Raw genomic sequence first — 24,902 nt, 5'->3', positions numbered from 1 at the left:
TCTTTTACTGCAGCACAGAACGCAGCAGCGTATAAAGATTATTTTTCGCTTCAAAGCCGACGCCGGGCACCTCAGGCAGCTTCACATAGCCATTTTCCACCGGATAGTCATCGGCAAAGCCGCCAAATGGTTCAAAAACACCAGGATAGGATTCATTACCGCCAAGTCCCAGGCCGGCTGCAATATTAAGTGACATTTGATGGCCGCCGTGAGGGATGCATCTTCTCGTTGACCAGCCATTCGCTTCCAGCATATCGAGCGTGCGCATGTATTCCACCAGGCCGTAGCTGAGAGCACAGTCAAACTGCAGATAGTCGCGGTCTGGCCGCATACCGCCGTAGCTGATCAGATTCCGGGCGTCCTGCATGGAAAACAGGTTTTCTCCCGTGGCCATCGGATGAGAATAGTAGCGGCCCAACGTGTTTTGCAGAGCGTAATCGAGCGGGTCTCCCGCTTCTTCGTACCAGAACAGACCGTATGGCTCGAGCGCTTTAGCATAGGCAATGGCTTCATCCAAATCGAAGCGTCCGTTTGCGTCTACTGCAAGCTTTCCTGCATCGCCGGTGACATCAATCACAGCTTCGATGCGCCGGATATCCTCTTCAAGTGGCACGCCGCCTATTTTCATTTTCACCACCGAATAGCCGGCTTCCAAATACGTACGCATCTCCTGCTGCAGTGCCTCGTTTCCTTTGCCAGGCTGATAGTAGCCGCCGGCCGCATACACGAATACACTACTGTCTGCTTTTCCTCTTCTATACCGTTCGGCAAGCAGCTGATACAGCGGCTTTTCTTCAATTTTAGCTACCGCATCCCAAATGGCCATATCGATGACCCCGACAGCCACAGAACGTTCACCGTGGCCGCCGGGCTTTTCACCGGTCATTAATACGTTCCAAATTTTAAAGGGATCCAGGTTGGTCCCGTCGTCGTCTGTAATCTCCTGTTCAGAGGCTTCAAGCAGGCGCGGGATAAACCGCTCGCGCAAAAGCCCGCTCGGCGCGTACCTGCCGTTGGAGTTAAACCCGTAGCCCACAACCGGTTTGCCGTTCCTGATGACATCGGTTTTGACCGCCACGACGGAAACATTCATTTTACTAAAATCAATAAACGCGTTACGGATATCCGATTTGATCGGCACCGCCTGCTCTTCTACTTGAACAATTTTCATGAAGAAGCCTCCTTAGTTATTGAGAAAAGCTTCCGGGACAGTGGTTAAGTCTATGCCCCAAAGCGTCGGCAGAACCAGATAAACTAATGTCGTAATCAGTATTATCGCAAATATATTCAGGAAGAAACCGTTTTTCACCATGTCGATGATTCGTATTTTTCCGCTCCCGAAGATGATGGCGTTTGGCGGCGTACCAACCGGCAGCATAAACGCACAGTTCGCAGCCATCGCACATGGCACCATCAGCGCAAACGGATGCACTTGAATGGCAATCGCAAGGGAAGCCACCAGTGGAATAATCATCGTGCCTGTTGCTGTGTTGGACGTAATTTCTGTTAAGAACAATACGAGCGTGGCAGATACAAGGATAACGAGAATAATATTTACGCCTTCAAGAATAGTTAAGCTGTTACCAATCCATTCGGCAAGATCCGTGTTACTAAAGCCGGCAGCAATTGCCAGCCCACCGCCGAACAGGAGAAGAATGCCCCATGGAATCTCTCTGGAATCTTTCCAGACAAGCACCCGCGGGTCTTCTTGTTCTTTTGTGGCAGGTACCAAAAACAAAAGCACCGTGGCGATCATGGCAATACCGCCATCACTGAGGCCGGCGACTCCGACTACTTCCTGCCAGAAGAATGAACGTGTAATCCACATTACCGCGGCAAATACGAACACGGCCATAACAATTTTTTCTTCGTACTTCATTGCTCCAAGCTTTGTTCTTTCAGCCTGAATCATATCGCGGCCGCCCGGAATATTCGAAAAGCCGATATTGTAAACAAAACGCGTCAGATAGAACCACACCATCAGTAAGAAGACGGCTACGATCGGCGCGCCGAACATAATCCACTGTGCAAAGGAAATCTGCTGGCCAAACAGTTCTTCTGACTGTGCAGCCAAAATACTGAGCGGAGGCGTTCCAATCAGTGTACCGAGCCCGCCGACCGTTCCAGCGTAACCAACACCGAAAATAAGCGCTTTTTCGAATTTTTTCACTTCTTTTTCGGAATCCTGTTCTTCTTTAAGGGCTTCCGACACCTGATACGTGATTGCAAGCGCAATTGGAAGCATCATCATCGTGGAGGCTGTGTTGGACACCCACATGGACAAGAAGCCTGTGGCCACCATAAAGCCCAGAATAATCCGGTTGGTGCTTGTACCGATAACCGCGATGATAAACAGCGCGATTCTCTTATGTAGATTCCATTTTTCCATTGCGTAAGCAATGAAGAAACCACCTAAGAATAAAAAGATAATATCATTACCGTAGGAAGAAACAACCGTATCCCCATCAAGTGCCCCGGTAATCGGCAGCAGAACAATCGGCAGTAATGAAGTTGCCGGGATCGGAATTGCTTCTGTAATCCACCAGGTGGCAATCCAGAGCGTGGTGGCAAGAACTGCTTTTCCTTCATAACTCAGCCCGGAAGGATCTAAAAATAACATGGTAATTAGAAATAATAATGGCCCTAAAATAAGTCCTACGAGCTGTGGACGTTTGTAAGAAGGGCCGTGCCCTCCGCTGTCTCCCCCGTCATTTCCTCCTCCATCATCACCGCCGCGGCTGGTATTGCGGCCTGCAGTAGAAGGATCCTGTATTTCTTCTTCCTTATGACGTGTTGGTGACCGGTCCGTCTGAAACACATTCAGCAGTTTTTTTGTCTGCCGATGGGAGTTCCATAATGATTTCCACCCGGACGCAACCGTATTCTTCATCCTTCTCACCTCTATTTTCAGATTATTGAAAGCGCTTGCTGACTAATATAATAAAGTTTTGATTCTTTGTATACATTTTGTAAGTAAGCACATACTTTCGTAAACAAAATAATCAAAACTGACAGCCTTTTCTCTTACTTTTCCATCCAGTCCTTAAGTATTTCCACCTGCTCCGGTGGCATCGTATATTGCTGGAGCGGTCTGCCGCTTCCCGCATAATTCATTGTTATTTTAAGCACCCCTTCGCCTTCTAAAAAGGCGAGATACTTTCGCACAGAAACTCTTGAAATACCTGTGCTTTCTGCAAGTCCCTGTGTAGTGAAGGTGCTGTCGGCATACTTTAGAATCTCTTCGCCGACATTCCGGAAGGTTTCCGTCGTCAATCCTTTAGGCAGTTCGTGCTCCTCCCGGGTCCCCTTGTTGGCTAAAAACAACTGATCGACGTCGTCCTGGCCCCATTCCTTTTTTGCCCCGGAGGCCTTCTGCCATTCCTTTACATTTAACAATGCTTCCCGAAAACGTTCAAAATGAAACGGCTTGATTAAGTAATCCGTACAGCCAAGTCTTTTGGCTCGCTGGAGCGACGACGTGTCGTTGGCGGATGTAATTGCAATGACATCCACCGGGATCCGTTCTTTTCGCAGTTCCTCCAAAAGATCAAGGCCGTTTTCTTTACTTAAATATACGTCCAAAAGCACAATATCAATCGCTTCTGCCTGAAGCATCTCTTTTGCTTTCGTCAGGTTTTCCGCATGGCCGGCTACGTCAAACCCGGGAACACGCTCGACATACATGCGGTTAAATTTAGCTACCATTGGATCGTCTTCAACCATTAATACTTTCATTTCAGTTCTCCTTCTTCATGGGTATCTGTACGTCAAAGGCTGTGCCCTCGCCTGGCTGGGAATTAATAAACACTTCTGCTTTCAAAGTATCGAGCGAACGCTTTGTATTGTACATCCCAAAGCCGCGGCCTTCCCCTTTCGTCGAATATCCCCGTTCAAATAGTTCTGCCTGCGTCTTCTCATCCATCCCCCGTCCATTATCCTCGATCTGAAAGCCAAGATAGCTGTTCTCCTCGTAAATATGCATAAATAAATGAGGGGACGGAGTGTGGTTCATGGCATCGCGGGCGTTATCGATCAGGTTGCCGATAATGGTGATCATATGGTCGGTCCATTCAGGATCAGCCATCGCCGGCCACATTCCGCTTCCCGAGAGTTCCACTTCAATGCCGTTTTCCTGCAGGTTGGAAATTTTATTCATTAAATATCCTGCAAGCACCGGATCTTTTACGTATGCAGTTACCCACCCGACCTCCTGGCGATAGTTGCTCGAAATACTCATGACATAGTCGTCGAGCTCTTCATACGATTCTGTCTGGATCATTGCTGATATCACGTGGAGCTTATTCATAAATTCATGGGACTGGGCCCGCAGCGTTTCTGCATAGGTGCGGGCACCGGACAGCTGTTCGACGAGGCGCGTCAGTTCGTCTTTGTTTCGGAAGGTAGCCACCGCCCCAAGCAGCGTCGTATCGGAAACCACCGGCATGCAACTAACAATAATTTCCACTTCATCCAGCTGCTGGATCTGGTCAAGCTCCCGCTCTTTCGTCTGCAGCACTTTTTTCAGAAGAGAATTAGAAAAGAAATACGATATGTCTTTTCCCATCGGATCCTCATCAGCACCGGCTTCTGCAAACAGTTCCCTGGCCGCCTCGTTGGCCAGAATTACCTTGCCGCTGCTGTCCACAGCAAGCACACCTTCCCGCACGGAAGACATAATCGCCTCCCGCTGCTCAAGCACCTGCGATATTTCCAGCGGCTCGAGCCCATGCATGGTTTTTTTAATACGGCGGGCTAGCCAGAAGGCGCCAAGGACACCAGCTGCCAGTCCAATACCACTCCCGAGCACCAGCGTTTTCTGGTCTGCCCAGATGTCCTCCTGGATGCTGTCATTCAGAATGCCCACTGAGGTAACACCTATCTGCTCTCCCCCGGCCGTTACCGGCACAAAAGCCCGCATGGAAACACCGAGCGTTCCTTCAGCCGTGGATACATACGTCCGGCCATTCAACGCCTCTGTCTCGTCTCCCCCGGCGAATTTCTTTCCGATCCGGTCCTCGCGTGGATGCGTATACCGTACGCTGTTCATGTCCATCACAACAATGTATTCCATATTCGTCGCCTGCTGAACTTCCCTGGTATATTCCTGCAGGCTTGCTCCCTGCTCACCGGCACGTAGGGCTTCGGCTGCTTCCGGCGAGCGGCTGACCGCCTGGGCAATATTTAATGCCTTCTCTGCCTGCTGGTCCCGGACATCGTCAGCCGTGTCCACAGCAACAATGATACCGGTTATACAAAGCGCAATCAGCATAACTGCAGAAATCAACAAGGTAATCCAAGTTACGAGCTTCAACGGTTTTTTTCTATTGTCCCCCACCATATCCCCCATCACTGCTGCAAATACTTATGTCTGGTAACATGTTTTATTATGCAGGGAGCTGACGGTTTTTTCAAACGAAGCTAGAAGCCGGTTTGGCCTTTATTTTCGCTGGCAGGTCGGGCAATAGTAACAGCGCCTCGAGCCAGCAGTAAAGCGGATGATTTCTGAGCCGTCCACCCGGCATGGCTGGCCGCCGCGGTTAAAGACCCAGTGCCGGTACTCGCTGTATGTTTTCCCTTCGGCCTTTGCCCCTTCAACAACTGTCTCATCGGTCGTTACTCCTTTGTATTTATAGGAACGATTCATTAATAAAAGGAGTGCTTCTGCTACCTGGCGGACCTGTCCCTCACTTAAGTCTGCCGGCCGCTGCTCTGGATAAATGCCGGCAGCAAACAGTATTTCACTGCGCAGATAATTACCGATGCCGCCGATAAAGTGCTGATCGAGTAAAAGCGACGTGAAGCGCCGGTTTCGAAACTTTTTATCCAGGCTGCGTGCTGCAATCATATCCACCGTTACCTGCTCGCTGAGCGGGTCCGGTCCCACCCGGGAGACGAACGGATGATCTTCAATTTCTTCTGTCGGCATGATTTCCACATCCGAAGCACTGTATAACAGAGCGGACTGCTTCTCATTATGCAGGGCCAGCCGGAGCTTGCGGTTTGTTTTCGGGTAGGTGTAGCTGTTTTTAACATACCATCGTCCGTACAGCTGATTGTGGGAATAAATGGTATAGCCGCTGCTCAAATGAATGAGCATCGCTTTTCCTTTTGTGGCCACTTTATTTACTTTTGACCCAGACAGCAGGTTTTCATAGGCTTTCAACCGGTCAAACGCTGTATACATTTCGATAATCGGCCCCTTCTGCAGGGCTTTTTCCACTTTATCGGCTTCCCGCCGTATCTCTGGTCCTTCGGGCATGTCGTTCTTCTCTCCTATTCTTTTTTATCTTTTCGTCCCATGCGCGACATCGTCTGGCCCCGGGACTGTGATTCGGCTTCCGGTTCCCCGCCGCCCGCCAGTTCCGGCTTCAAGCCACTCGTATGCAGCCCTGCAATCTGGCGGAGGCCCGCCTGGATCATCGTTAAAATCAAATACCAGGCCACTGCGATCAAAACCAGCTGTACCAGTCGGCTGTCCGGAAAGAAAGCGAGCGGCATGTCCCATACTGCATGAAGAAGCACCGGTATAATAAAGATTTTTAAAAACTGTCTGTCCGTCACATGCTCTCTCCGGAGCGGGGCATCCCGCTTCACGAGCAGCAAAGCTGCGCCGATAATAGCTCCCCACACCACATGCCCGCCAATCGACAGCCATCCGCGTTCAAAAATGACGTCAATCATTACGCCGGTTCCGTACTGCAGGCCGAAATTAAGCGCGTAGCCGGCGGATTCAAAGGCAGCGAAGCCAGCTCCGACAGCTGCACCGATCAGCAAGCCATTCAGAATATATTTTACCTGTGTTTTTTTTATTAGATACGCGATAATAATCAGTTTCCCTATCTCTTCCACAACGCCAATAACGATGGCGCTGAAGAACCCAATTTCACCGATGGGAATAAACGAATATAAAATCAGCGTGACGAAGATTGACGCTACCCCGCCGACGAAAAACATCTGCAGCACGCGAAGCATGCTTATGTTTCTCGGGGCATTCAGTTCATAAAAAAATACAACGAGCGCAAACGGGGCAGCGAATGAACCAATCGCGACCATGCCCGGAATCGTCAAAACATTGCCGAAAAACAGCGTACATGCATAAAGAATCAGGTATGTTATCACTAGCACCAGGAATACACGCGAAAACAGCCATGGTTTTGGCCACGAAAGCGGAATTTCCTGCTCATTCGGTGTCGTCAGAGATGTGCCGGAAATAAATACCAGCTCTGCTTCGTCCCTCGTGTGCCGTTTAAAAACGCTGGAAAACAGGTTTTTTAAATGAAAATCAGCCGCCCCTTCTTCCCCCACGTATTGATTAATCCGGGTTGAAGCCCGGATGAAAGCACTTCTCGCCTGGTCGCCCGGGTGATCTTCATCTTCTATAAGCGCTTCGACGAGTATAGTACGGCTGAGCGGAAGCCAACGGCCGCCGGTAGCTTCTGACCACACAAGCGTTTTAGCCCCAATCTGTCTTTCATCAATTAACGCCCGCATCTGCGCACTCGACAGCGGGCCATGCTCTTTTTCTTCCTGTCTGTAGTACCAGTAATCCATAGACTCCCCTCCTGCTTTTCCTTCTTCAACTATTTTCATTTTACCCGAATGACAGCAATCATAAGCCCTGTCTATCACAAACCCGGTATCGCAGCCCACCACTAGATCAAAAAAGCCAGCCTGTTTTTTTACAGCGCCAGCTTATCTCTACACCATTTTATTAGGCAGCGACTCCGGAAGCGCATGCCTGTACATATATACCGGGTCCTCGTGACGATCCAGTATGTCCGGCAGCCCTGGCGGCGGGTCCGCGTAAATTACCGGATAGTCAATTTCTCCTTTCTCGTCGTTCACTTCAAAAGCCAGCTGTTCTTTAGCGGTGAAAAATTGGGCATTGATGCCCGCCTTGTTGCCTCTTGCATCCAGCCTTACCCATTTGTCCCAGCCCACAAGCCAGACCGCATTTAATGCATGAATGCAATATCCGTCTTCGGGTTTTTCAAAAAGCATCAACCGCTGATAGCAAAAACCACATGGGATTCCTTCCGGCCGTAGAAGTGCTGCCAGAAGATGAGATTTTGCCCAACAGATCCCTTCCTGATGCTCCAAAACTTCAGAAGCTCTCCGGGTCACTGTTTTCCCCCGAATATCCCAGGAGTGTCCAATGCTATCCCGAACGAATGTAAAAGCCGCTTTCACCTTCTCTTCTTCATTCATCTTTGGCAAGAACAGTTTTTCTCTGGTCTGTTGAACTATTTCTGATTCATAATCGATATCATACGTTTTCCGCAAAAAATTTTCCAATCTCGTCTCTCCTTTTTTGTATAATTATACTTTATAAGTTATTAAAATACAAAAAGAACAGGCATTTGCCTGCTCTTCTCTATACTTTATAAATCTTTTGTCCACTGTGGCACCGGCTTTTCGTTTATCGCTTCTTCTTCGGTGAAGCTCTGCTTCATGCCTTCCTGCACATATGGCTCATGCCTAGCTATCCAGTATTTCATCAGGAGAGTATAAAGCAGCAGCGCCGGCAGCCCGCCGATAAACCAGGATCCGTCAATATTAATAAAGGAAACAGCGGTACCAACACCGATGGAAATAATTGCAGCCGGATTCCATCCTTTAAACGCCTGGAAAAGTTTATTCTTCTCGTAAAGCGCCGCCACATTGTAATTCCTTTTGTGCACGAAAAAGAAGTCTGCGATCATCACACCGAACACCGGGCCCAAAAATGCGGAAACGATCGCAATAAACGTGGTGAAATAAGCAGCATTCATCAGCCACCACGGGCATGTAAAGGTAGCTAATATACCGATAATGATGCATGACTTTGCCCATGAAATTTTGAATAGGTCCATGGCCACAAGCGCGGGTGGCATAATGTTGGCCATCAAATTCGTCGTCACCTGGGCAATCGCAATGAAGACCAATACGATAATGCTTGCAGCAGTAGAAGGGATGTACTCAGAAATGACATCAATCGGGTTCCAGATGCCAACCGCTGCCGCTCCGAGCATACCGATAAACGGAAGCAGAATACTCGGCGGCACCATACCAATAATATGGGCATTAATATAGGTAGATGTCTTCGTTCTTTTTGGCACATACCTCGTATAATCCGACACATTGATTAAAAGCGCCGCAAATTGGCCAACCAGCACAGTCATCGCAAGCCAGAGCGGAATGCCCCAGGAGCCGTCCACGTTTGCGGCTGCCTGCACCTCGAACCCAAACGTCGTTAAAAACAGAAAAATTAAGTAGATGATACCTCCCATAATAATCACAGAGCCAACGATCTCCACCCATTTAATGGATTCAATCCCTTTAGCCGAAAGAAAAATCTGCAGGGCCTGAAAGCCGAAAAACCATACCTATACATTTTCAAATCCTATAAAGCTCGAGGCAATTTGATTTAACGCCTGCGCCCCAAGCCAAGTCTGTATACCGAACCAGAACAAAGCCGGAACGCTCCGTAAAAGCGCAGGAATTCTTGAGCCGACCGGCCCGAAGGACGAACGAAGCTGAACGACCATCGGAATACCGTGCTTCCAGCCGACATATCCATTTAATGAAAATAGCAGAGCTGCCATAATATTTGCGAGAAGCAGCGCCGCTCCCGCCTGGTAAAGGTTGAGATCACCAAAGGGCGGGATCAGGCTCGACCCGAGCATAAACGTTCCGATCATAATTGTATCGCCCCACCACATTGCAACATATGCTTTTGGACCGAGAATTCTTTCCTTTTCATTGGTAATTGGCCGCAAATCCTGTCGTGCCTGCATTGTTTTCCCTCCTAATTAAAAACGAACATTTATTATTTGTTTCATTAGTTCATTCGTTAAATGATTAATTATATTGTATCGGAGGGAAACAGCTTGAATCATTGTTCATTATCACACAAATTTATTTTTTTCTCTGTACATCATCGCTAAAAATAGATTATTTATATCATTTAATATGTATATTTTCTTACATTACCAAAATAAAAATGCAATTGCAGAAATCCTAAATATCTCTCCCGCCACCCTCTTTCATGCGTGTTTACTCCAACTCATGATACAATCAAACGAGCAAACTAGGCCTTCCACCGGCCTGCATAAAGGAGGTTCTTTTTTGAAATTAATTATCGGCATGACCGGTGCTACGGGCGCCATTTTCGGCATCCGACTGCTCGAAATACTAAAATCCACCGACATTGAAACCCATCTAATTTTATCTTCCTGGGCCAAGGCCACTATTCCACTTGAAACAGCGTACACGTCAGCCCAGGTGGAAGAGCTGGCGGACGTTTCGTATTCCTCGAAGGACCAGGCAGCCCGTATATCCAGTGGCTCTTTCCGTACGGAAGGCATGATCATCGCACCGTGCAGCATGAAAACGACCGCCTCCATCCGTCACGGACTCGCGGATAACCTTATTGCCCGCGCTGCCGATGTCGTTTTAAAAGAGCGAAAGCAGCTGCTTTTAATGACGAGAGAAACACCGCTTAATACTATTCACCTTGAGAATATGCTGGCCCTTTCCAGGCTTGGGGTGACCATTGCCCCGCCGATGCCTGCTTTTTACAATCATCCAGCAGACATTGACGAGCTTGTCGACCATATTGCCTACCGTACGCTCGATCAATTTGGCATTCATATGGACGAAGCTGAACGATGGGAAGGCATATCTTCTTCGAAACACAAATAGAAGCGGATGCCCGGTCAACAGGCGCCCGCTTCCTCTTCTGCATTCGGTTCTCTTTGGACATTATCAGATCAGCCACTCCCCTTTCATCACAGTCACAGCCCGGCCCCCTATGTAGCAGCGACTGCGGTGCATTTCCACCTTTACCACGCCCTCCCGTGTACTCGTCTGTCTAGCAGTAAAGTGCTGCTTCGCCATCCGCTTCGCCCAGTAAGGTCCCAGGGCGCAGTGCGCCGAACCCGTGACAGGATCTTCATCCACGCCAATTGCCGGAAAGAAACAACGTGACACAAAATCGATGCCTTCCTCTTCCGATAAAGAAGTAACTATGCATCCGCGCGTGGTATGCTGCGCCAATGCTTTCATGTCCGGCACGAGGCTTCGAAGCGTCTGCTCGGAATCCACCTCTACGATAACATCCATGCGGTTTTGCTCCACCGAAGGCGCTTCCACCCCAAGGGCCTCGAGCAGTCCTTCCTTTAAAGGCGCAGGTTCGGGAGGCTCTGATGGAAAGTCGAGCCAGATCGTTTTTTCCTTTTTAAACGCCGTCAGCAGCCCGCTTGCACTATGGAAAGTAACGGTTTCAGCGTCCGGCACTTTCATCTCTTCCCACAGCACATGTGCCGAAGCCAGTGTCGCATGGCCGCATAAATCTACTTCCGCGGATGGGGTAAACCAGCGTATTTCATATTCCTGCTCTCTCTTTTTCATCAAAAAGGCTGTCTCAGACAAATTCATTTCTGCGGCTGTCTGCTGCATCCATGCCGCGGATTTCTGATCTGGTTCTTCCAACAGGCAAACGCCTGCCGGATTTCCATAAAAAGCCTCACTCGTAAAAGCATCCACTGTGTATATCTTCATATTTTTTCTCCTTGTCTCTGTTATTCTGCCTGCATTGTAGCACAGCCTAAAAAAAGGGGCACTGAACTCGCCAGAGTCCGTGCCTGTCCAATAAATTATGCCTGCTTTGCTTTTTTGTTTTTTACTGCGCTAAGGATGAAAGGTACGCTGATCGATAAAATAATCATAATAATCAGCACAACACTAATCGGCGAAGAAAAAAATACAGAAGCACTGCCGTCGGAGACAATTAAACTTTTGCGGAAATTCTGTTCCATATCGTGTCCGACAATCAATGCCAGAATTAAAGGAGCGATTGGAAAGCGAAGTAGTTTAAACGCCAGTCCGAGCACGCCGAAGGCCAGCAGGATGTAAAAATCGATCGTGCTGTAGCTGAGTGTATAGGCACCAATAAAGCCAAGCATTAATATTAATGGATATAAAATGTTAGACGGTGTATCAAGCACTTTAATTAAAAGTCCTACTAATAAAATGTTAATGACGACTAAAAACAAGTTTCCGATAAACATACTGTTGATCAGCGTCCAAATAGTGGTCGGCTCACTTTCAAACAGCAGCGGCCCCGGTTGAATGCCAAGCATCACTAGAGCCCCCAGCAATACCGCTGTTGTGCCGGAGCCGGGGATACCCATACTCAGCAGTGGAATCAAGGCCCCGACAGAAGCACTGTTGTTCGCTGATTCCGGCGCAGCTACTCCTTCCGCTGTTCCCTGGCCAAACCGTTCCGGGGTCCGGGACAGCTGACGCTCCGTAGTATAGCCGAGCATCGAGGCAATAGAGCCTCCGGCGCCAGGCAGCACCCCAACTATAAAGCCTAGCGGCGCGCTGCGGAAAATAGGCAGCTTCGATGCGTTCCATTGCTCTCTTGTAAACCATAAGCTTTCGACTTTGTTTTTCTTTTCCGGCGGACGGTTTATCGCGATAAAATTATACAATACTTCTCCCACCGCATAGATTCCGATGATAACGATCAAAAAATCAATGCCTTCTGCCAATTGCGGCAGCCCCATCGTAAACCGGTAAACACTGCTTTGGGCATCCACACCGATCGTACTCAGCACCAGTCCGAACAGCATGGAAATAAACCCTTTCAGCATATCTCCACGGGACAAAGACACAATCGCTGAAAGTGTGAAAAGCATTAGTAAAAAGTATTCTGCCGGGCCAAAGCGTATGGCAAAATCAGCCAGAGGCCCTGCCAGGAACGTAAAGCCTATGACCGCTACAGTGCCTCCAACCAGGGAGGCTATCGTAGCTATGGCTAACGCCTGTCCAGCCTGGCCTTTTTTTGCCATCGGATAGCCGTCAAATGAAGCAGCAATTGCCGATGCGTCGCCGGGCGTGTTCAACAGAATGGAGCTTCTCGATCCCCCGTACATTGCTCCGTAATAAATGGCTATTAATAAAATCATGGCGCTGATTGGCTCCATGCCAAACGTCACCGGTATCAGGACAGCTACCCCTGTGGCAGGCCCCAATCCGGGGAGCATCCCTACAATCGTGCCAAGAAGCCCTCCTAAAAAAACAAAAAGTAAGTTAAGGGGGGTTATTGCATTCATTAAGCCATCTATAAAATATCCATAATCCATATTTATTCCCCCTAGTTGTTATGGCAGGCTGATATTCAGCAATTCAGCAAAAATGTACCAGGACATAAACGTGAAAATAATTGTCGTTAATACGTTGATCAGCCACTTGGATTTGCCGTTAATAATGAACATCAGTACACCCAAATACAGTAACGTAGCGATGATGTAACCAACAAAATCGAATATAAGCGCATACACTACTCCAAATATAAGTGTCCCGCCAATAATATACGGAGTCCGTCCTTTAGCGACTGCCCTGATGTCTTCATCCTCTTTATGCTCCTCATGGCGTTCCCGGTAGGAGCGGATGAAATAAAAAACACTCAATAGAAGAAGCAATGCAGATGCACCCATCGGAAAATAATGTGGTCCGAAAGCATTTCCCAGGCTGGCCTGGGGTAAATTAAATGTTGCGATGATAAATCCTACCGCCGTTAGTATAAATACTGCCGGCAGCGATAATTTAACCACTGTCATAGGAAGCACCCCTTTCTACTCTGTCAGACCAGCATTCGTCAGCAGTTCTTGATAAGTTTGTTCCTGTTCGTCCATAAATTGTTCTGTTTCTTCCGCGTTCATGTAGTAATCGTCCCACTGGTTGTTTTCAAGAATAGTCTGCCATTCCTCCGTCTCGACCATTTGCTGGAGACGCTCGTCCCAATAGGCAATCTCCTCCTCAGTCATATCAGGCGGCCCCATCACGCCGCGCCAGTGAGGGAAGACCAGGTCCACGCCCTGCTCTTTGAAAGTCGGCACCTCCGGCAGCTCCTCCAGGCGCTCCTCCGAAGAGACTCCTACAATGTCCAGCCGGTCGGCCTTGTACTGCTCACTTGCTTCCGATACAGACATCGTGGCAACGTCAATATGCCCGCCAAGCAGGGCTGTGACCACTTCGCCACCGCTTTCATAAACGAGAAAATCAAGCTTGGATGGATCGATTCCGTATTCCTGTGCTGCCTGAATAAATGAAAGATGGTCATCATTGCCGAGTCCCGGCGCCACGCCTATTTTTAGCGATTCCGGATCTTTTTTCAGCTGTTCCATGACAGCTTCTAAGTTGTCATAGTCTGAGTCCGGCCCAACCGCGATGGACTGCCATTCGGTGGCTAAAATCGCAAGCGGGGTAAAATCTTCGTGGGACAATTCACTTAATCCGAGTTCATTGTTTGTAAATAGGAGGCTTGAATTGACCGCAAGAGTGTTGCTATCCCTGTTTTTTAAATATTGAAATCCTACTTCGCCACCGCCACCGGGTTTGTTCACAACATTAATATCAGATTCCACCAGTTCATTATTGTTCAGCGCTCTCTGCATCGATCTCGCAGTTAGGTCCCATCCCCCTCCGGGAGTGGCTGGAGCCACAAATTCAATCAAATCCGGCGGATAGTCGCTCTCTTCTCCCTGAGACTGCTCTGCGGAACAGCCGCCAATAAAAGCAATGGATAATAACAACAGTATTATTCGTTTCAATGAGTCCCCTCCTCACACTTTTGTTTATATTATTCATCATCTTAAAGATTTTTCTGTAAATTGTAATCGTTTTCAAAATTATTCGTTTTTAATTTTTTTCGTGTATTTTGTTTATTTTGTGCACAAAAAAAGAGTTCGTCTATGAACTCTTTTTAAACTTCATAATAATGCCGTTCCGGACGCCCCACTATGCCATATTCCAATCGTGCTTCTGCGTCTCCTTCAGAAATCATAAATTCCAGGTATCTTCTCGCCGTGGTTCTCGAAGCACCTATTCTGTTGGCCGCCTGTTCTGCAGTAAGTCCTCCTCCAGCCTCGTGTAAAACCTTTTCAATTCTTTCCAGTGTTAAATAATCAATACCGGTGGGAAGTTTTCGTTTATCTGCCGCGGGTTTCATTGCAGAAGATTGCGCCATGTAATCATCGATGAACTGCTGATCCACATTTTCTACGGAATCCAGCACCGCTCTTTTCGATAAGTATTCCTTCATGGTCTGTTCAAATTTTTCGATGGTTACCGGCTTGATTAAATAATTCACGATGCCCCCGCGCAGAGACTTCTCCAAGTATTCCCGGTCTGTGGCTGCAGTAATAATGATAATGTCCATTTCTGGATAATAATGGCGGATATCTTCAAGCAAATGTATTCCCATACTATCCGGCAGATATATGTCCAGCAACAGCACGTCAGCCGCTCTATCCCGGAGCAGTGCCCACATCTCCTTCGCATTGAGGGCATGACCGGCGGATTCGAGGCCGTCGATACTTTCCAAGTATTTTTCATGCAGCATACCAATACGGTAATCATCCTCTACAATTAATGCCTTACGCATCGCGTGACTCCTCCTTTTCTATTTCTTTTGGAATAAACACACTTATCACAGTGCCTTCCTCCAGATTTGAATACACTTCAATCATCCCGCCCAGTTCATCGACTTCATTTTTGACGTTTGTCATACCATAACCGCGGCCCTCTCCTTTCGAAGATGTGCCCTGTTGAAAAAGCTCTGTCTGCAGGTGCCCGGGCATTCCCGGCCCGTTATCCTTTACCTCCATCACAATATCCTTTCCAATATCGGTGACAAAAAAACTTACTTCCCGTGTGGTCTGGCCATTTACAGCCTCCATCGCATTATCAATTAAATTCCCGGCAATAATAATTAATGAAGTCAGCGTCACGTGCTCAGGCATTGCTTCCAAAGAAGATTCGGAATCAACGGTGAAACCGGTTTTCTTTTCCGAGGCCGCGGCGGCTTTTCCAAGGAGGACAGCTTGAAGCTTTTCATCCTTTATTTGGTCTACTACCATTTTCGTGTGTTTTTGCTGTATTTTAGACTCTTCTCTAAGCATTTGCTCCGCTTCAGTGTAATAACCCAGTTGCAAAAGACCCATTAACGCATAGAGCTTATTCGTAAATTCATGGGACTGGGCACGCAGGTCATCAGAATACTTTTTCACATCAGAGAACGCCTCTATCATCTGCTTCATGTCCGTTTTGTCCCTAAAGGTAAACACCCTTCCGATTCTGTTTCCATATTGGGCTATTGGGCTTTCGTTTACAATTAAGGTTTTCGAGGCAGTTATTATTTCCTCATTTCGAATCACTTCATCCCCCTCCAGCAGCTTTTTTTTCCGGGGAGATAAAAACACTTCGTCAATCAAAAGTCCTTCCTGATTTTTGGGAAGCTGAAGAAGCTCTTCGGCAGCCCGATTAACCATCGTTATCCGGCCGCTATTGTCTACAGCAATAATTCCTTCCTGCACGGAGCTGATAATAGCCGCCCGGTCACGGTACAGTTCAGCAATCTGGTAAGGCTCGAGCCCAAGTGTATCTGAACGGATACTCCGTGAAAGCCAGACGGTGCCTGCCGCTCCAATCATCAGAACAATCAGGGAGATCACAGCTGTCCGGCCTGTTTGCCGCCATACATCTGCCCGGATAGCAGCTTTGGAATATTCAACAACTGCCGCCCCTTCCACGGAGGTATAGTCTCCGTAATCAACCGAAACAGGCGCATGGCTCCGTATTATTCCTTCCTGACCCTTATCCGCTTCCCTTACATAGCTCCCTCCGAATACCAGGGCCGTATAAGCATCCCGGGCATCAGGATTCAGATTTTCTCCACCACCTGCAATAATTTCGCTGTTCCTGTTAATTATGTACACACGGTCAGCATTTACCTGCGTGCGTATCTGCTCACTGATAACATCCGCTTCCTGCCCTTCCCCGTTTTCAAAGGCCTCTTCTACTGCAGGAAAGCCCGCCACGGAACGGCTTGTTTGCAGAGCCAGCTGTCTTGCGTCATTTGTTTCCTGGCGAAGCTCATTCCATGCATAGACGCTGTTCGCCAGAACAATTACCAGCAGCAAAAGCAAAAAGACCAGAACTCCAATTTTTGTCTGCAGCTTATATTTTTTCCGGTTCAACGTGCCCCTTCTTTCATAATTGGTTTCTCCAAGCTTAGAATATCTTTTATCCTATCATAGAAAAACATGTATTTAGGAAACAAGGATTACTTTCCCTTTTCATAGGGAATGGGGTATCACACATACTTCCTGCCCCGGTAGTTGTGACTAGAAGCAGAAAGGAGAGAACAAGTAGATGAAATGGACGTGGAAAAAAAATAATTCTCTGCCCTTTCAGGACGTTTTCGGCCCGGTTGAATCGACTATCACGCATGTGACTTATGATTCCCGAAAAGTTCAGGAAAACGGCTGCTTTGTCTCGATACCGGGCAAAAACATGGATGGGCATACTTTCATTCCACATGCTGTTCGTAATGGCGCATCCACCATCGTAGGAAGCGACCGCGAAACATTAACCCGATACGCTGCTTTGTTTCCGGCTGTCACATTTGTGCTGGTTGAAGACAGCAAAACAGCGATGGCTGACTATGCAGCGCATCTGCATCATTACGTTCACAAAAAAATGAACCTTTTCGGGGTAACAGGGACCAACGGAAAAACTACTGTTACCGCTTATATACGGTCAATGCTGAATAATTTAGGAGAGCCTTCGGGCATTATAGGTACAGCTGGAGTATGGTCCAAAAGCGATAAATACCCGTTTAAGCCTACCACCCCGACTACGCCGGAAGCGGCAGACCTTCATGATATTTTTGCTTCCTTTTACGATGAAGGAACAAGAACGGTAGCAATGGAGGCTACTTCTATTGCCATCGATTTAAAGCGCCTGCATGGACTTGAATTTGAGGTAGGCGTGCATACCAATCTCGTGTCTGAGCATATGGAATTTCACGGCACAATGGAAAATTATAAACGGGCAAAATTAAAATTGTTTGAGCAGTCCCGCCAGGCTGTAGTAAATCTTGATGATGACGGCATGGCACGGGACATTCTGGACATGTTCGACGGGCCAGTCTGGACATACGGCATCCGGTGCTCCGCAGACATTATGGCAAGCAACATCCGCACGGATGCAAAAGGCTCGAGCTTCCTGCTGACCGTGCAGGGACGCTCTTACTTAGCAAGAGCGCCGGTATTTGGCGAATATAATATCTCCAACATTCTTGCTGCAGTAGGCTCATGTCTTGCTGCCGGCTACCCAATTTCTGAAATTCTATACTCTCTCCCGGATATTCAGGGTGCCGAAGGACGCTTTCAGATAGTGTCTGAGTATCCAGGAAAGCAGATCATTCTCGATTACGCCCACACGCCTGACGCATTAGAACTGGTCGTAGACACGGTTAAAAATCTTCCGCATAATCGGCTGATCCTGATGATCACCGGCATTGGTCTCCGCGATCCGGCTAAGCGGCCGAAAATGGCGGCGGTGGTAGAAGGAAAAGCGGACCATATCATCGTTTCCGTCGATCACCCCGGTCCGTATAACCGACAGCGGATCGTTGATGACGTTGCTTCAGGCTTCCAGAACCCCAGAGCAGAAAATGTATACAAAAGAAAGCACCGGGAGGACGGCATTTATACAGCACTCTCCCTGGCTGAATCCGGTGACCTGGTGGTCATTACCGGCCTCGGGTTTGGCGGCTACCAGGTGATCAAAGACCAGCATGTGCCCTATGATGAACTCGAAGTAATCGATTCTTTTTTTCAGGAAAACCGGCAGCTATCATAAATATTTTTAAAAAGGCCCGGGCCAGGAGAGCTTATCGTTCTCCTGGGCTTTTCGCTATATTATAAAATTAAGAGAAAAGCATTCGTATCTTCCCAAACATTTCGTTAATAATGTTCTCGAAAGACTTCCCCGGATTAAAATTTTATCTTTCGGGGAACACGCGTAATATGAATATGTAAAGGAGGCTTTTCATGGATTATCAAATTACTGCTGTCCATATAGGCGGCAGCCGGGAAAAAGAAGAGCATATTACGCATATACAGCTGATCGATGGCACCGAAGAAACAATCGAAAAAGCGATTGCAAGCATTGATGAAGGCAAAGATTATTATTACCGCGTAGATGGCGGAGACAAGGTGCGCGTGGATACGGTCCATCCGGAAGACCCAAACTCGCCGGCTTATCTGCGGACTCATCCAGATCAATCAACGACTGACAATCTATTAAAGCTTCCGACATTTGAACCAACTTATACCCCGTAAAAGCAGTAAAGCAGCGTACCTTCTGCGGAAGGTACGCTGCTTTTTATAATTCCTGCTTAAATGGATAAAGCCCCTCTGCTTCAGCTTCAGAAGCATAGTTGTCTAAAATTTCTTCAAGCACATCTTCACTATCTTTTCCTGCCGCATCAATACCGAGCACTTCAGCAGCATGCATAATCTCTTTTACCCGCACATCAGCCATCATCTGCGCTACATTCTCCGTCACCTCTACACGGTAAGCAGCGGCTTTTTCTTTCCATTCCGACAGAAGCACTTCATCAATAATCGTCTGCTCATCTTTATTTTTGGTAGCGATGCCGTAATGCTCTGCTTTTTTCATTAAATTGTTTTCCCGAATATCTGTGCCCAGCCGTTCGATTCCCATTTCACTTTTTTGTGCCGATACATTGGCCGGCAGTACCACACTCGACAATATGCAAGCGGTGATTATGGCGTACATCCATTTTTTCATCAATTCAACCTCTTTTTTATACATAGAGTGTAATCTTCCTATATCGTATAAAGAGAAGATGTCAGGAAAAAGTCAAACAAAAGTTTTACATCGCATCCGTTTGTTTTTCGTGACCGCCGTCTTTGTCTGATGCGTCCTGCGGCAGCTCAAATACAAACACTGTTTCTTCCGGGCGGCTCGACTGCAGATACAGATCACCGCCGAGCCCCTGGGCGATTAATTTGCTGAAAGGAAGCCCGAGCCCCAGACCGTGCACGCTGTATTTTTTGTTTTCGCCCCGGTAGAAGCGCTCGAACACCAGCAGCTGCTCCTCCTCATCAATGCCAATCCCGCTGTCTATGACTTCAATGGCTACCATATGCTCATCTTTTTCTCTGCATTGAATCGTTAAAGTCCCTTCTTTATTCATTGCCTGATTTGCGTTATTTAAAAGATTAACCATAATCTGCTGAAAGCGCATCGGATCGGTATAAACCGCATGCGTCTGCTCTCCGTAAAGCTTTTGAATAACCAGCCGGTCCGTGTCATTTGAAATCGACCATTGGTGAATAACTTCATTTAACAGCGATTCCAGCGTCAGCGGCTGCATGTCTGTCGGCACGCCCTGGGAGGAAAAGGTGTTAAATTCCAGCAGGTCAGCGATCATGTTGCGCATTCTGCCCGCTTCAGCCAGCGTCACGCTTAAGAATTCCTTTGCCTCATCGCCCGTCACTACGTCATCTTTAACTGCCTGGACCATACCGCTGATGGACGTAACCGGTGTTTTTAACTCGTGTGTGACACCAGCAAGCAGCTCAGTCCGCATGCTCTCGAGCTGTCCCAGTCTCGTAGTCATATCATTAAAGCCAGTAACCAGTTCATCGACTTCCCGTTCCTTTGCTTCAGTATCGATGCGTATGGCGTATTTTTCTTCCTTCACGCGCTGAAAGGCTTCGGCAATCTGCTTGATCGGACGCAGCATCCGCTTGGAAAGAATGTAAATCGTAAGCCATCCCAATATCGCCAGGCTCACAAGCAGGATGCCGACTAGCTGATACTGTCCGCCAACTTTAATTAATGAATCAGCCGGCTGGACAATGACTACCCACCCTTCAAACGAGCCGTTATCGTTCTGGATACGTGATTTCACCAGGTACTGTTCCAGACTCCCCTGCTGCACTTTCACCGTCTGGGGGCCGGACTCGAGAAATGAATCCGGAAATACGACGGGATCCTGATAAAGAGAATTCCCAAACAACGAGTTGGAGACGATGTTTCCGTTGTTATCCACGACATAAACAAGCGGCTCTGTTTCAATATCAAAAGCCTGCTGGCGCTCGCGCACGTAGGCGGCAAGATCGGCGTTCAAGCCAATTGAATTATCTTCCGCACCGGCCAGATCCTCCGAAATTTCATCTGCCAGAAAGGAGGTAACATTCAATCCCCGTTCAAGGTTGTAGGAGCGGAGCCAGAAAAATGAAATTAAACCAATGATAATTAAGCCAATACAAAGGGTGATAAAATAACGCGTTGTCCAGTAGCGGAGCAGCGATACTTTTTTGTCTTTATTCCTCTTTAACACTGAGCTGATACCCCACTCCCCGGAGCGTCCTGATCTCTCCTTCTTCGGTCGGCCAGTTTTTCAATGACCGGCGGATCCGTTTAATGGCCAAATCCACCGCGCGGTCACTCCCTTCGTAATCAATGCCCCATACGTGAGAGATCAACTGCTCCCGGTCAAAAAACTGATTCGGGTGATTGCTCAGAAAAATAAGCAGTGACAGGTCCCGCGGGGTCAGATCCAGCTGCAGGCCATTCAGCGTCACGGAATACGCTTTTTCATCAATGACCAGGCTCCCGAACCGTTTAAGATACTGTTCTTCCTCGGAAGGGGAAGCAGTTCTGCCGCTGCGCCGGAGCACCGCCTGCACACGGGCGACAACCTCGTCGCCTTCAAACGGCTTTGGAATGTAGTCATCTGCCCCGCCGTCAAAACCCTTTAAGCGGTAGTCCACGTCCCCGAGCGCGGTCAGCATAATACACGGACAGTCACTCGTGTTCCGGATATGTTCAAGCACCGCCCATCCGTCCCGGCCCGGCAGCATGACGTCAATTAAGGCCAAGTCAAACGCCCCCTGGTCGAACGCTTCTACAGCTTCATTTCCTTCATATATTTGAGTCACTTCAAAGCCCGCCTTCTGAAGGTAGGCCCGAAGCACCTGGCTAATCGATGTTTCATCTTCAATGACAAGAATCGAGCTCATACACGCTCTCTCCTTTCTCTATGTACTTTCATTATAAATCAACGAGCCACAGGAAAAAACGAGTATCCCCTGCAGGCCAGTATAAAAAAAAGCCCTCGCGGGGGAACGAGGGCGTACAGCTATATGAATCTAGGGGGTAATTCCATGAAGAGTGCACTACCCGAGTGAGTGCAGCTCTTATGCCGAGTAATAAAACCCAGCTAAAACACAATTGGATGGTTTGCGTAGAGCCTTCGTATCCACATAGCTTTCGGCTTCTTCCCCAGTTACAGGACGCTCAATCGTTGTTCTAGGGGGGTCAACATATTTAAAGTCCTGGCAACCAGCAAACTGCATATCCTCATCTTTTCTTCATGCGTGCCAGTTATCTGTTGCACTTTTCCTTTCGACAATGCAGCAAATACAGGGCGGAAGAAAACGGTGATTCGATGCTGTTTTACGTGGCAACTGTATCAGAAGCCGGCTTTCACTCCGCTTTCTAAGGAAGTTGGTCATGGTGCGGCGCGGAAGTGTTTTAAGCCGTGGCGGCCTCTACATTTATTACTATAAGTGGTTTGTGTGTCAGCAAAATGTCAAAAGAAAATTTTTATAAAAAAAGTGGAGGCATGCTTTATGGAAGTCCGGCTCAGGCATCTTCGCCGAACTGACTCTCCTCCGGAGAGCCCCAACCGGCTGGCGTAAGCCTGAGGGAAGTCGTCGCCAGACGATGACATCAGGATGAAGCCAACGGCTTGAACGGCTGCATGCCGAAACTGGATTCGAAAAACGATTATTCTTATGACCACCAGTCATAACGCTGAACGGACCACAGTCGGTAACATTCGAAGCTGGACAGTTAAAAAAGTGGAGGCATGCTTTATGGAAGTCCGGCTCAGGCATCTTCGCCGAACTCACTCTCCTTCGGAGAGCCCAGTCCTTCTACTTTTTATAGTACAAATACATAGTCAGAGGGGCAAACACAAGCACTAATAGAAATGAACCTACGAGCACCCAACCGACCTCGGCAAAGGCGGGGTCTCCGCCCATAAATCCGCGGACAGCCACGACAAGAAACGATACCGGGTTGTTCTCCACAATCGGCTGAAGCCAGCTCGGCATTGTATCGGGATCTACAAACACATTACTGATAAAAGTTAACGGAAACAAAACCATCATGCTTGCTCCCATCAGTGATTTTTCCGACCTCATCACGAGGCCAAGCGTTGTCCAAATCCAGGAAATGCTGAAAGCAAATACGAGCAGTATGCCTACGCCCAGCAGGACACCGACCAGCCCGCCCTCCGGCCGGAAGCCAAGGATAAAGCCGAGCGTAAGCATAATCGCAGACGCAATCGAATACCTCACAAGATCCACGAGCAGCGCCCCGACAAGAACGGATGGCCTCCAGACCGGCAGGGTCCGGAAACGGTCGAATATTCCTTTGGTAATATCGTTGTTTAATTCGATGCCTGTGTACATCGTAATGCTAACGACGGTCAATACCAGCACTCCCGGCAGCACAAACTGCAGATAGGCTTCCGTCGATCCGGCAAGGGCCCCGCCAAATAAATAGGTGAACATAAGCAGGAAGATAATTGGAAAAGCAGTAATATCAAACAGCTGCTCGGGCACATATTTGATTTTCAGAAGCATTCTGCCGCCAAAGGTCAGTGACGCCGAGACCGGGCCTGCGTTTTTTGGACGTTCACTGGTCGACACTGCGGCACGGAGAGCGTCCTGCTGGTTAAAAGGAACCTGTTTTTTATTCATCCTTCCGCCTCCACTTCTTCCTCCTCGGCTGAGCGTCCAGTCAGCGTAAGAAATACTTCATCCAGGCTCGGTTTGCCTACGGAAAAATCCGAAACAGCGACACCGGCTTTATTTAATTCATCGAGTATTTGTACTGCCAGGCTGTTCTCTGCAACTTGGGCCGTCAATCCCGATCCGTTAGAGGAATAATCCACAGCTGTCCCCAGCTTTTGCTGCAGCAGTTGAGCAGCTACTGGCCGCTGCCCGGGATCCTGAAGACGGACATGCAGCTTACCCACTTCTACTGACGCCTTTAGTTCACCGCTTGTGCCCTCTGCAATTACCTTCCCCTGATCAACTACTGCGATCCGGTCTGCCAGCTGGTCTGCTTCATCTAAATACTGGGTCGTTAAAAGTACCGTGGTGCCTGTATCCACAAGCATCCGTATAATATCCCACACCTGATTGCGGCTTCTTGGATCAAGGCCTGTCGTTGGCTCGTCTAAAAATAGCAGATCCGGCGTTACGACAATACTTGCAGCAATGTCTATGCGGCGCTGCATCCCGCCGGAATATTGCTTTACCTGCTTTTTCGCTGCTTCTTCAAGCCCGAAAGCCCGGAGCAGCTCGTACGCCCTTGCTTTTGCCTGCGCTCGTGTAAAACCCATCAGCCGCCCGATTAAATGAAGGTTTTCCATACCGGATAAATCCTTATCCACGGAAGCAAACTGTCCGGTCATACTGATTCGCTTGCGAATGTGCGCTGCCCCTCCCACTACGTCGTAACCGAATACCTCTGCCCGGCCCCCGCTTGGCTGAAGAAGCGTTGCAAGCACCCGGATGACTGTCGTTTTCCCTGCTCCGTTCGGACCGAGTACGCCGTACACTGTTCCAGCCGGCACCTTCAAATCGACACCGTCTAATGCCCGCGTGGTTCCAAACGTTTTCTCCAAGCCTTTGACTACTACAGCCATTCGGGGCTCACCGGCTTTATTATCCATTACTGTCTCCTCCTCATTTGTTATCTGCAGGTTCTCTCCTTTCTTATTATCATAGCACTGCCCCCCTGCCCGGACTTCTTTTCGATTGCTATAAAAACATATGTTCGCATTTTTTTGTCATGGATGTTTTCCCAAAAACGTTCCTACGGCTTTGTTCCTGCTTTCTGCCTTAGTGCCAACCCAAACCAGGCACCCTCCCGTTTTCTGTATCTTCACTATATCCTATAATAAAATAGGCTGCCGCAGGCATTTCCGCTGAAGCCGGCAAAAGTTTACACAG

The 24,902-nt window shown here is 48.3% G+C and carries 21 protein-coding genes and 1 pseudogene; 3 read left to right on the top strand and 19 right to left on the bottom strand.

Translation table 11 applies throughout. The annotated features are described in order from the left end of the window. Positions 1-4: 4 nt before the first annotated feature. The 8 genes and pseudogenes from B5066_RS05280 to B5066_RS05245 all read right to left on the bottom strand — a co-directional run bounded on the left by B5066_RS05280 (position 5) and on the right by B5066_RS05245 (position 9,776). On the bottom strand, positions 5-1,171 hold the full coding sequence (locus B5066_RS05280; protein ID WP_079474899.1) for a mandelate racemase/muconate lactonizing enzyme family protein: 1,167 nt from the start codon (positions 1,169-1,171) through the stop codon (positions 5-7). A 12-nt stretch (positions 1,172-1,183) separates the two neighbouring features. Further along, entirely contained in the window at positions 1,184-2,890 is a 1,707-nt protein-coding gene (locus tag B5066_RS05275; protein WP_079474898.1) for an SLC13 family permease, read from the bottom strand. 134 nt (positions 2,891-3,024) lie between these two features. Beyond that, the gene (locus tag B5066_RS05270; RefSeq protein WP_079474897.1) at positions 3,025-3,735 is read right to left on the bottom strand and encodes a response regulator; all 711 of its coding nucleotides are present in this window, start codon (positions 3,733-3,735) and stop codon (positions 3,025-3,027) included. Between the two features lies 1 nt (position 3,736). Further along, complete coding sequence (gene dcuS / locus B5066_RS05265) at positions 3,737-5,335, bottom strand: DcuS/MalK family sensor histidine kinase (RefSeq protein WP_244897348.1); 1,599 nt, start codon at positions 5,333-5,335, stop codon at positions 3,737-3,739. 102 nt (positions 5,336-5,437) lie between these two features. Then, the gene (nei, locus tag B5066_RS05260; RefSeq protein ID WP_079474895.1) at positions 5,438-6,259 is read right to left on the bottom strand and encodes an endonuclease VIII; all 822 of its coding nucleotides are present in this window, start codon (positions 6,257-6,259) and stop codon (positions 5,438-5,440) included. 14 nt (positions 6,260-6,273) lie between these two features. After that, entirely contained in the window at positions 6,274-7,551 is a 1,278-nt protein-coding gene (locus tag B5066_RS05255) for a PrsW family glutamic-type intramembrane protease (RefSeq protein ID WP_079474894.1), read from the bottom strand. 147 nt (positions 7,552-7,698) lie between these two features. Beyond that, on the bottom strand, positions 7,699-8,295 hold the full coding sequence (locus B5066_RS05250) for a transglutaminase-like domain-containing protein (RefSeq protein WP_079474893.1): 597 nt from the start codon (positions 8,293-8,295) through the stop codon (positions 7,699-7,701). Between the two features lie 86 nt (positions 8,296-8,381). Then, positions 8,382-9,776 (bottom strand): annotated as a pseudogene (locus tag B5066_RS05245) (NCS1 family transporter). A gap of 331 nt (positions 9,777-10,107) precedes the next feature. Here B5066_RS05245 and B5066_RS05235 point away from each other — a divergent pair. After that, positions 10,108-10,683, top strand: a complete 576-nt coding sequence (locus B5066_RS05235; protein ID WP_079474890.1) for a non-oxidative hydroxyarylic acid decarboxylases subunit B — start codon at positions 10,108-10,110, stop codon at positions 10,681-10,683. A 63-nt stretch (positions 10,684-10,746) separates the two neighbouring features. Here the strand turns inward: B5066_RS05235 and B5066_RS05230 are convergent, their stop codons facing one another. The 6 genes from B5066_RS05230 to B5066_RS05205 all read right to left on the bottom strand — a co-directional run bounded on the left by B5066_RS05230 (position 10,747) and on the right by B5066_RS05205 (position 17,027). Continuing rightward, the gene (locus B5066_RS05230; protein ID WP_079474889.1) at positions 10,747-11,541 is read right to left on the bottom strand and encodes a PhzF family phenazine biosynthesis protein; all 795 of its coding nucleotides are present in this window, start codon (positions 11,539-11,541) and stop codon (positions 10,747-10,749) included. A 95-nt stretch (positions 11,542-11,636) separates the two neighbouring features. After that, positions 11,637-13,130: a tripartite tricarboxylate transporter permease gene (locus B5066_RS05225; RefSeq protein ID WP_079474888.1), complete on the bottom strand. Its 1,494-nt coding sequence runs from the start codon at positions 13,128-13,130 to the stop codon at positions 11,637-11,639. An 18-nt stretch (positions 13,131-13,148) separates the two neighbouring features. Further along, positions 13,149-13,607, bottom strand: coding sequence for a tripartite tricarboxylate transporter TctB family protein (locus tag B5066_RS05220; RefSeq protein WP_079474887.1), 459 nt, complete (start codon positions 13,605-13,607; stop codon positions 13,149-13,151). A 15-nt stretch (positions 13,608-13,622) separates the two neighbouring features. Then, positions 13,623-14,600, bottom strand: coding sequence for a tripartite tricarboxylate transporter substrate binding protein (locus B5066_RS05215; RefSeq protein ID WP_079474886.1), 978 nt, complete (start codon positions 14,598-14,600; stop codon positions 13,623-13,625). Positions 14,601-14,752: 152 nt separating this feature from the next. Next, positions 14,753-15,433 carry a response regulator gene (locus B5066_RS05210; RefSeq protein WP_079474885.1) on the bottom strand — a complete coding sequence of 227 codons (681 nt, stop codon included), beginning with the start codon at positions 15,431-15,433 and terminating at the stop codon, positions 14,753-14,755. After that, a complete protein-coding gene (locus B5066_RS05205) occupies positions 15,426-17,027 on the bottom strand; it encodes a sensor histidine kinase (RefSeq protein ID WP_079474884.1) in 1,602 nt (533 codons plus the stop codon). Before B5066_RS05205 ends, B5066_RS05210 begins: the two co-directional genes overlap by 8 nt. A gap of 175 nt (positions 17,028-17,202) precedes the next feature. Between B5066_RS05205 and B5066_RS05200 the strand changes: the two genes are divergently transcribed. Both B5066_RS05200 and B5066_RS05195 read left to right on the top strand, forming a co-directional pair. Then, positions 17,203-18,696 carry a UDP-N-acetylmuramoyl-L-alanyl-D-glutamate--2,6-diaminopimelate ligase gene (locus tag B5066_RS05200; protein WP_079474883.1) on the top strand — a complete coding sequence of 498 codons (1,494 nt, stop codon included), beginning with the start codon at positions 17,203-17,205 and terminating at the stop codon, positions 18,694-18,696. 191 nt (positions 18,697-18,887) lie between these two features. After that, positions 18,888-19,178 (top strand): DUF3892 domain-containing protein, encoded by a 291-nt coding sequence (locus tag B5066_RS05195; RefSeq protein WP_079474882.1) that lies wholly within the window; start codon positions 18,888-18,890, stop codon positions 19,176-19,178. Positions 19,179-19,221: 43 nt separating this feature from the next. Here the strand turns inward: B5066_RS05195 and B5066_RS05190 are convergent, their stop codons facing one another. The 5 genes from B5066_RS05190 to B5066_RS05170 all read right to left on the bottom strand — a co-directional run bounded on the left by B5066_RS05190 (position 19,222) and on the right by B5066_RS05170 (position 24,622). After that, a complete protein-coding gene (locus B5066_RS05190) occupies positions 19,222-19,650 on the bottom strand; it encodes a hypothetical protein (protein ID WP_143745398.1) in 429 nt (142 codons plus the stop codon). Between the two features lie 85 nt (positions 19,651-19,735). Continuing rightward, the gene (locus tag B5066_RS05185; protein ID WP_079474880.1) at positions 19,736-21,211 is read right to left on the bottom strand and encodes a HAMP domain-containing sensor histidine kinase; all 1,476 of its coding nucleotides are present in this window, start codon (positions 21,209-21,211) and stop codon (positions 19,736-19,738) included. Then, on the bottom strand, positions 21,195-21,893 hold the full coding sequence (locus B5066_RS05180) for a response regulator transcription factor (RefSeq protein ID WP_079474879.1): 699 nt from the start codon (positions 21,891-21,893) through the stop codon (positions 21,195-21,197). Before B5066_RS05180 ends, B5066_RS05185 begins: the two co-directional genes overlap by 17 nt. A gap of 918 nt (positions 21,894-22,811) precedes the next feature. Then, positions 22,812-23,642 (bottom strand): ABC transporter permease, encoded by an 831-nt coding sequence (locus B5066_RS05175; RefSeq protein ID WP_079474878.1) that lies wholly within the window; start codon positions 23,640-23,642, stop codon positions 22,812-22,814. Next, positions 23,639-24,622 carry an ATP-binding cassette domain-containing protein gene (locus B5066_RS05170; RefSeq protein WP_079474877.1) on the bottom strand — a complete coding sequence of 328 codons (984 nt, stop codon included), beginning with the start codon at positions 24,620-24,622 and terminating at the stop codon, positions 23,639-23,641. The genes B5066_RS05175 and B5066_RS05170 overlap by 4 nt, the downstream gene beginning before the upstream one ends. Positions 24,623-24,902 lie beyond the last annotated feature (280 nt).

This window comes from Marinococcus halophilus, assembly GCF_900166605.1.
In the GTDB taxonomy this organism is placed as follows: domain Bacteria; phylum Bacillota; class Bacilli; order Bacillales; family Marinococcaceae; genus Marinococcus; species Marinococcus halophilus.
This window is presented reverse-complemented; position numbering and strand designations above follow the sequence as displayed.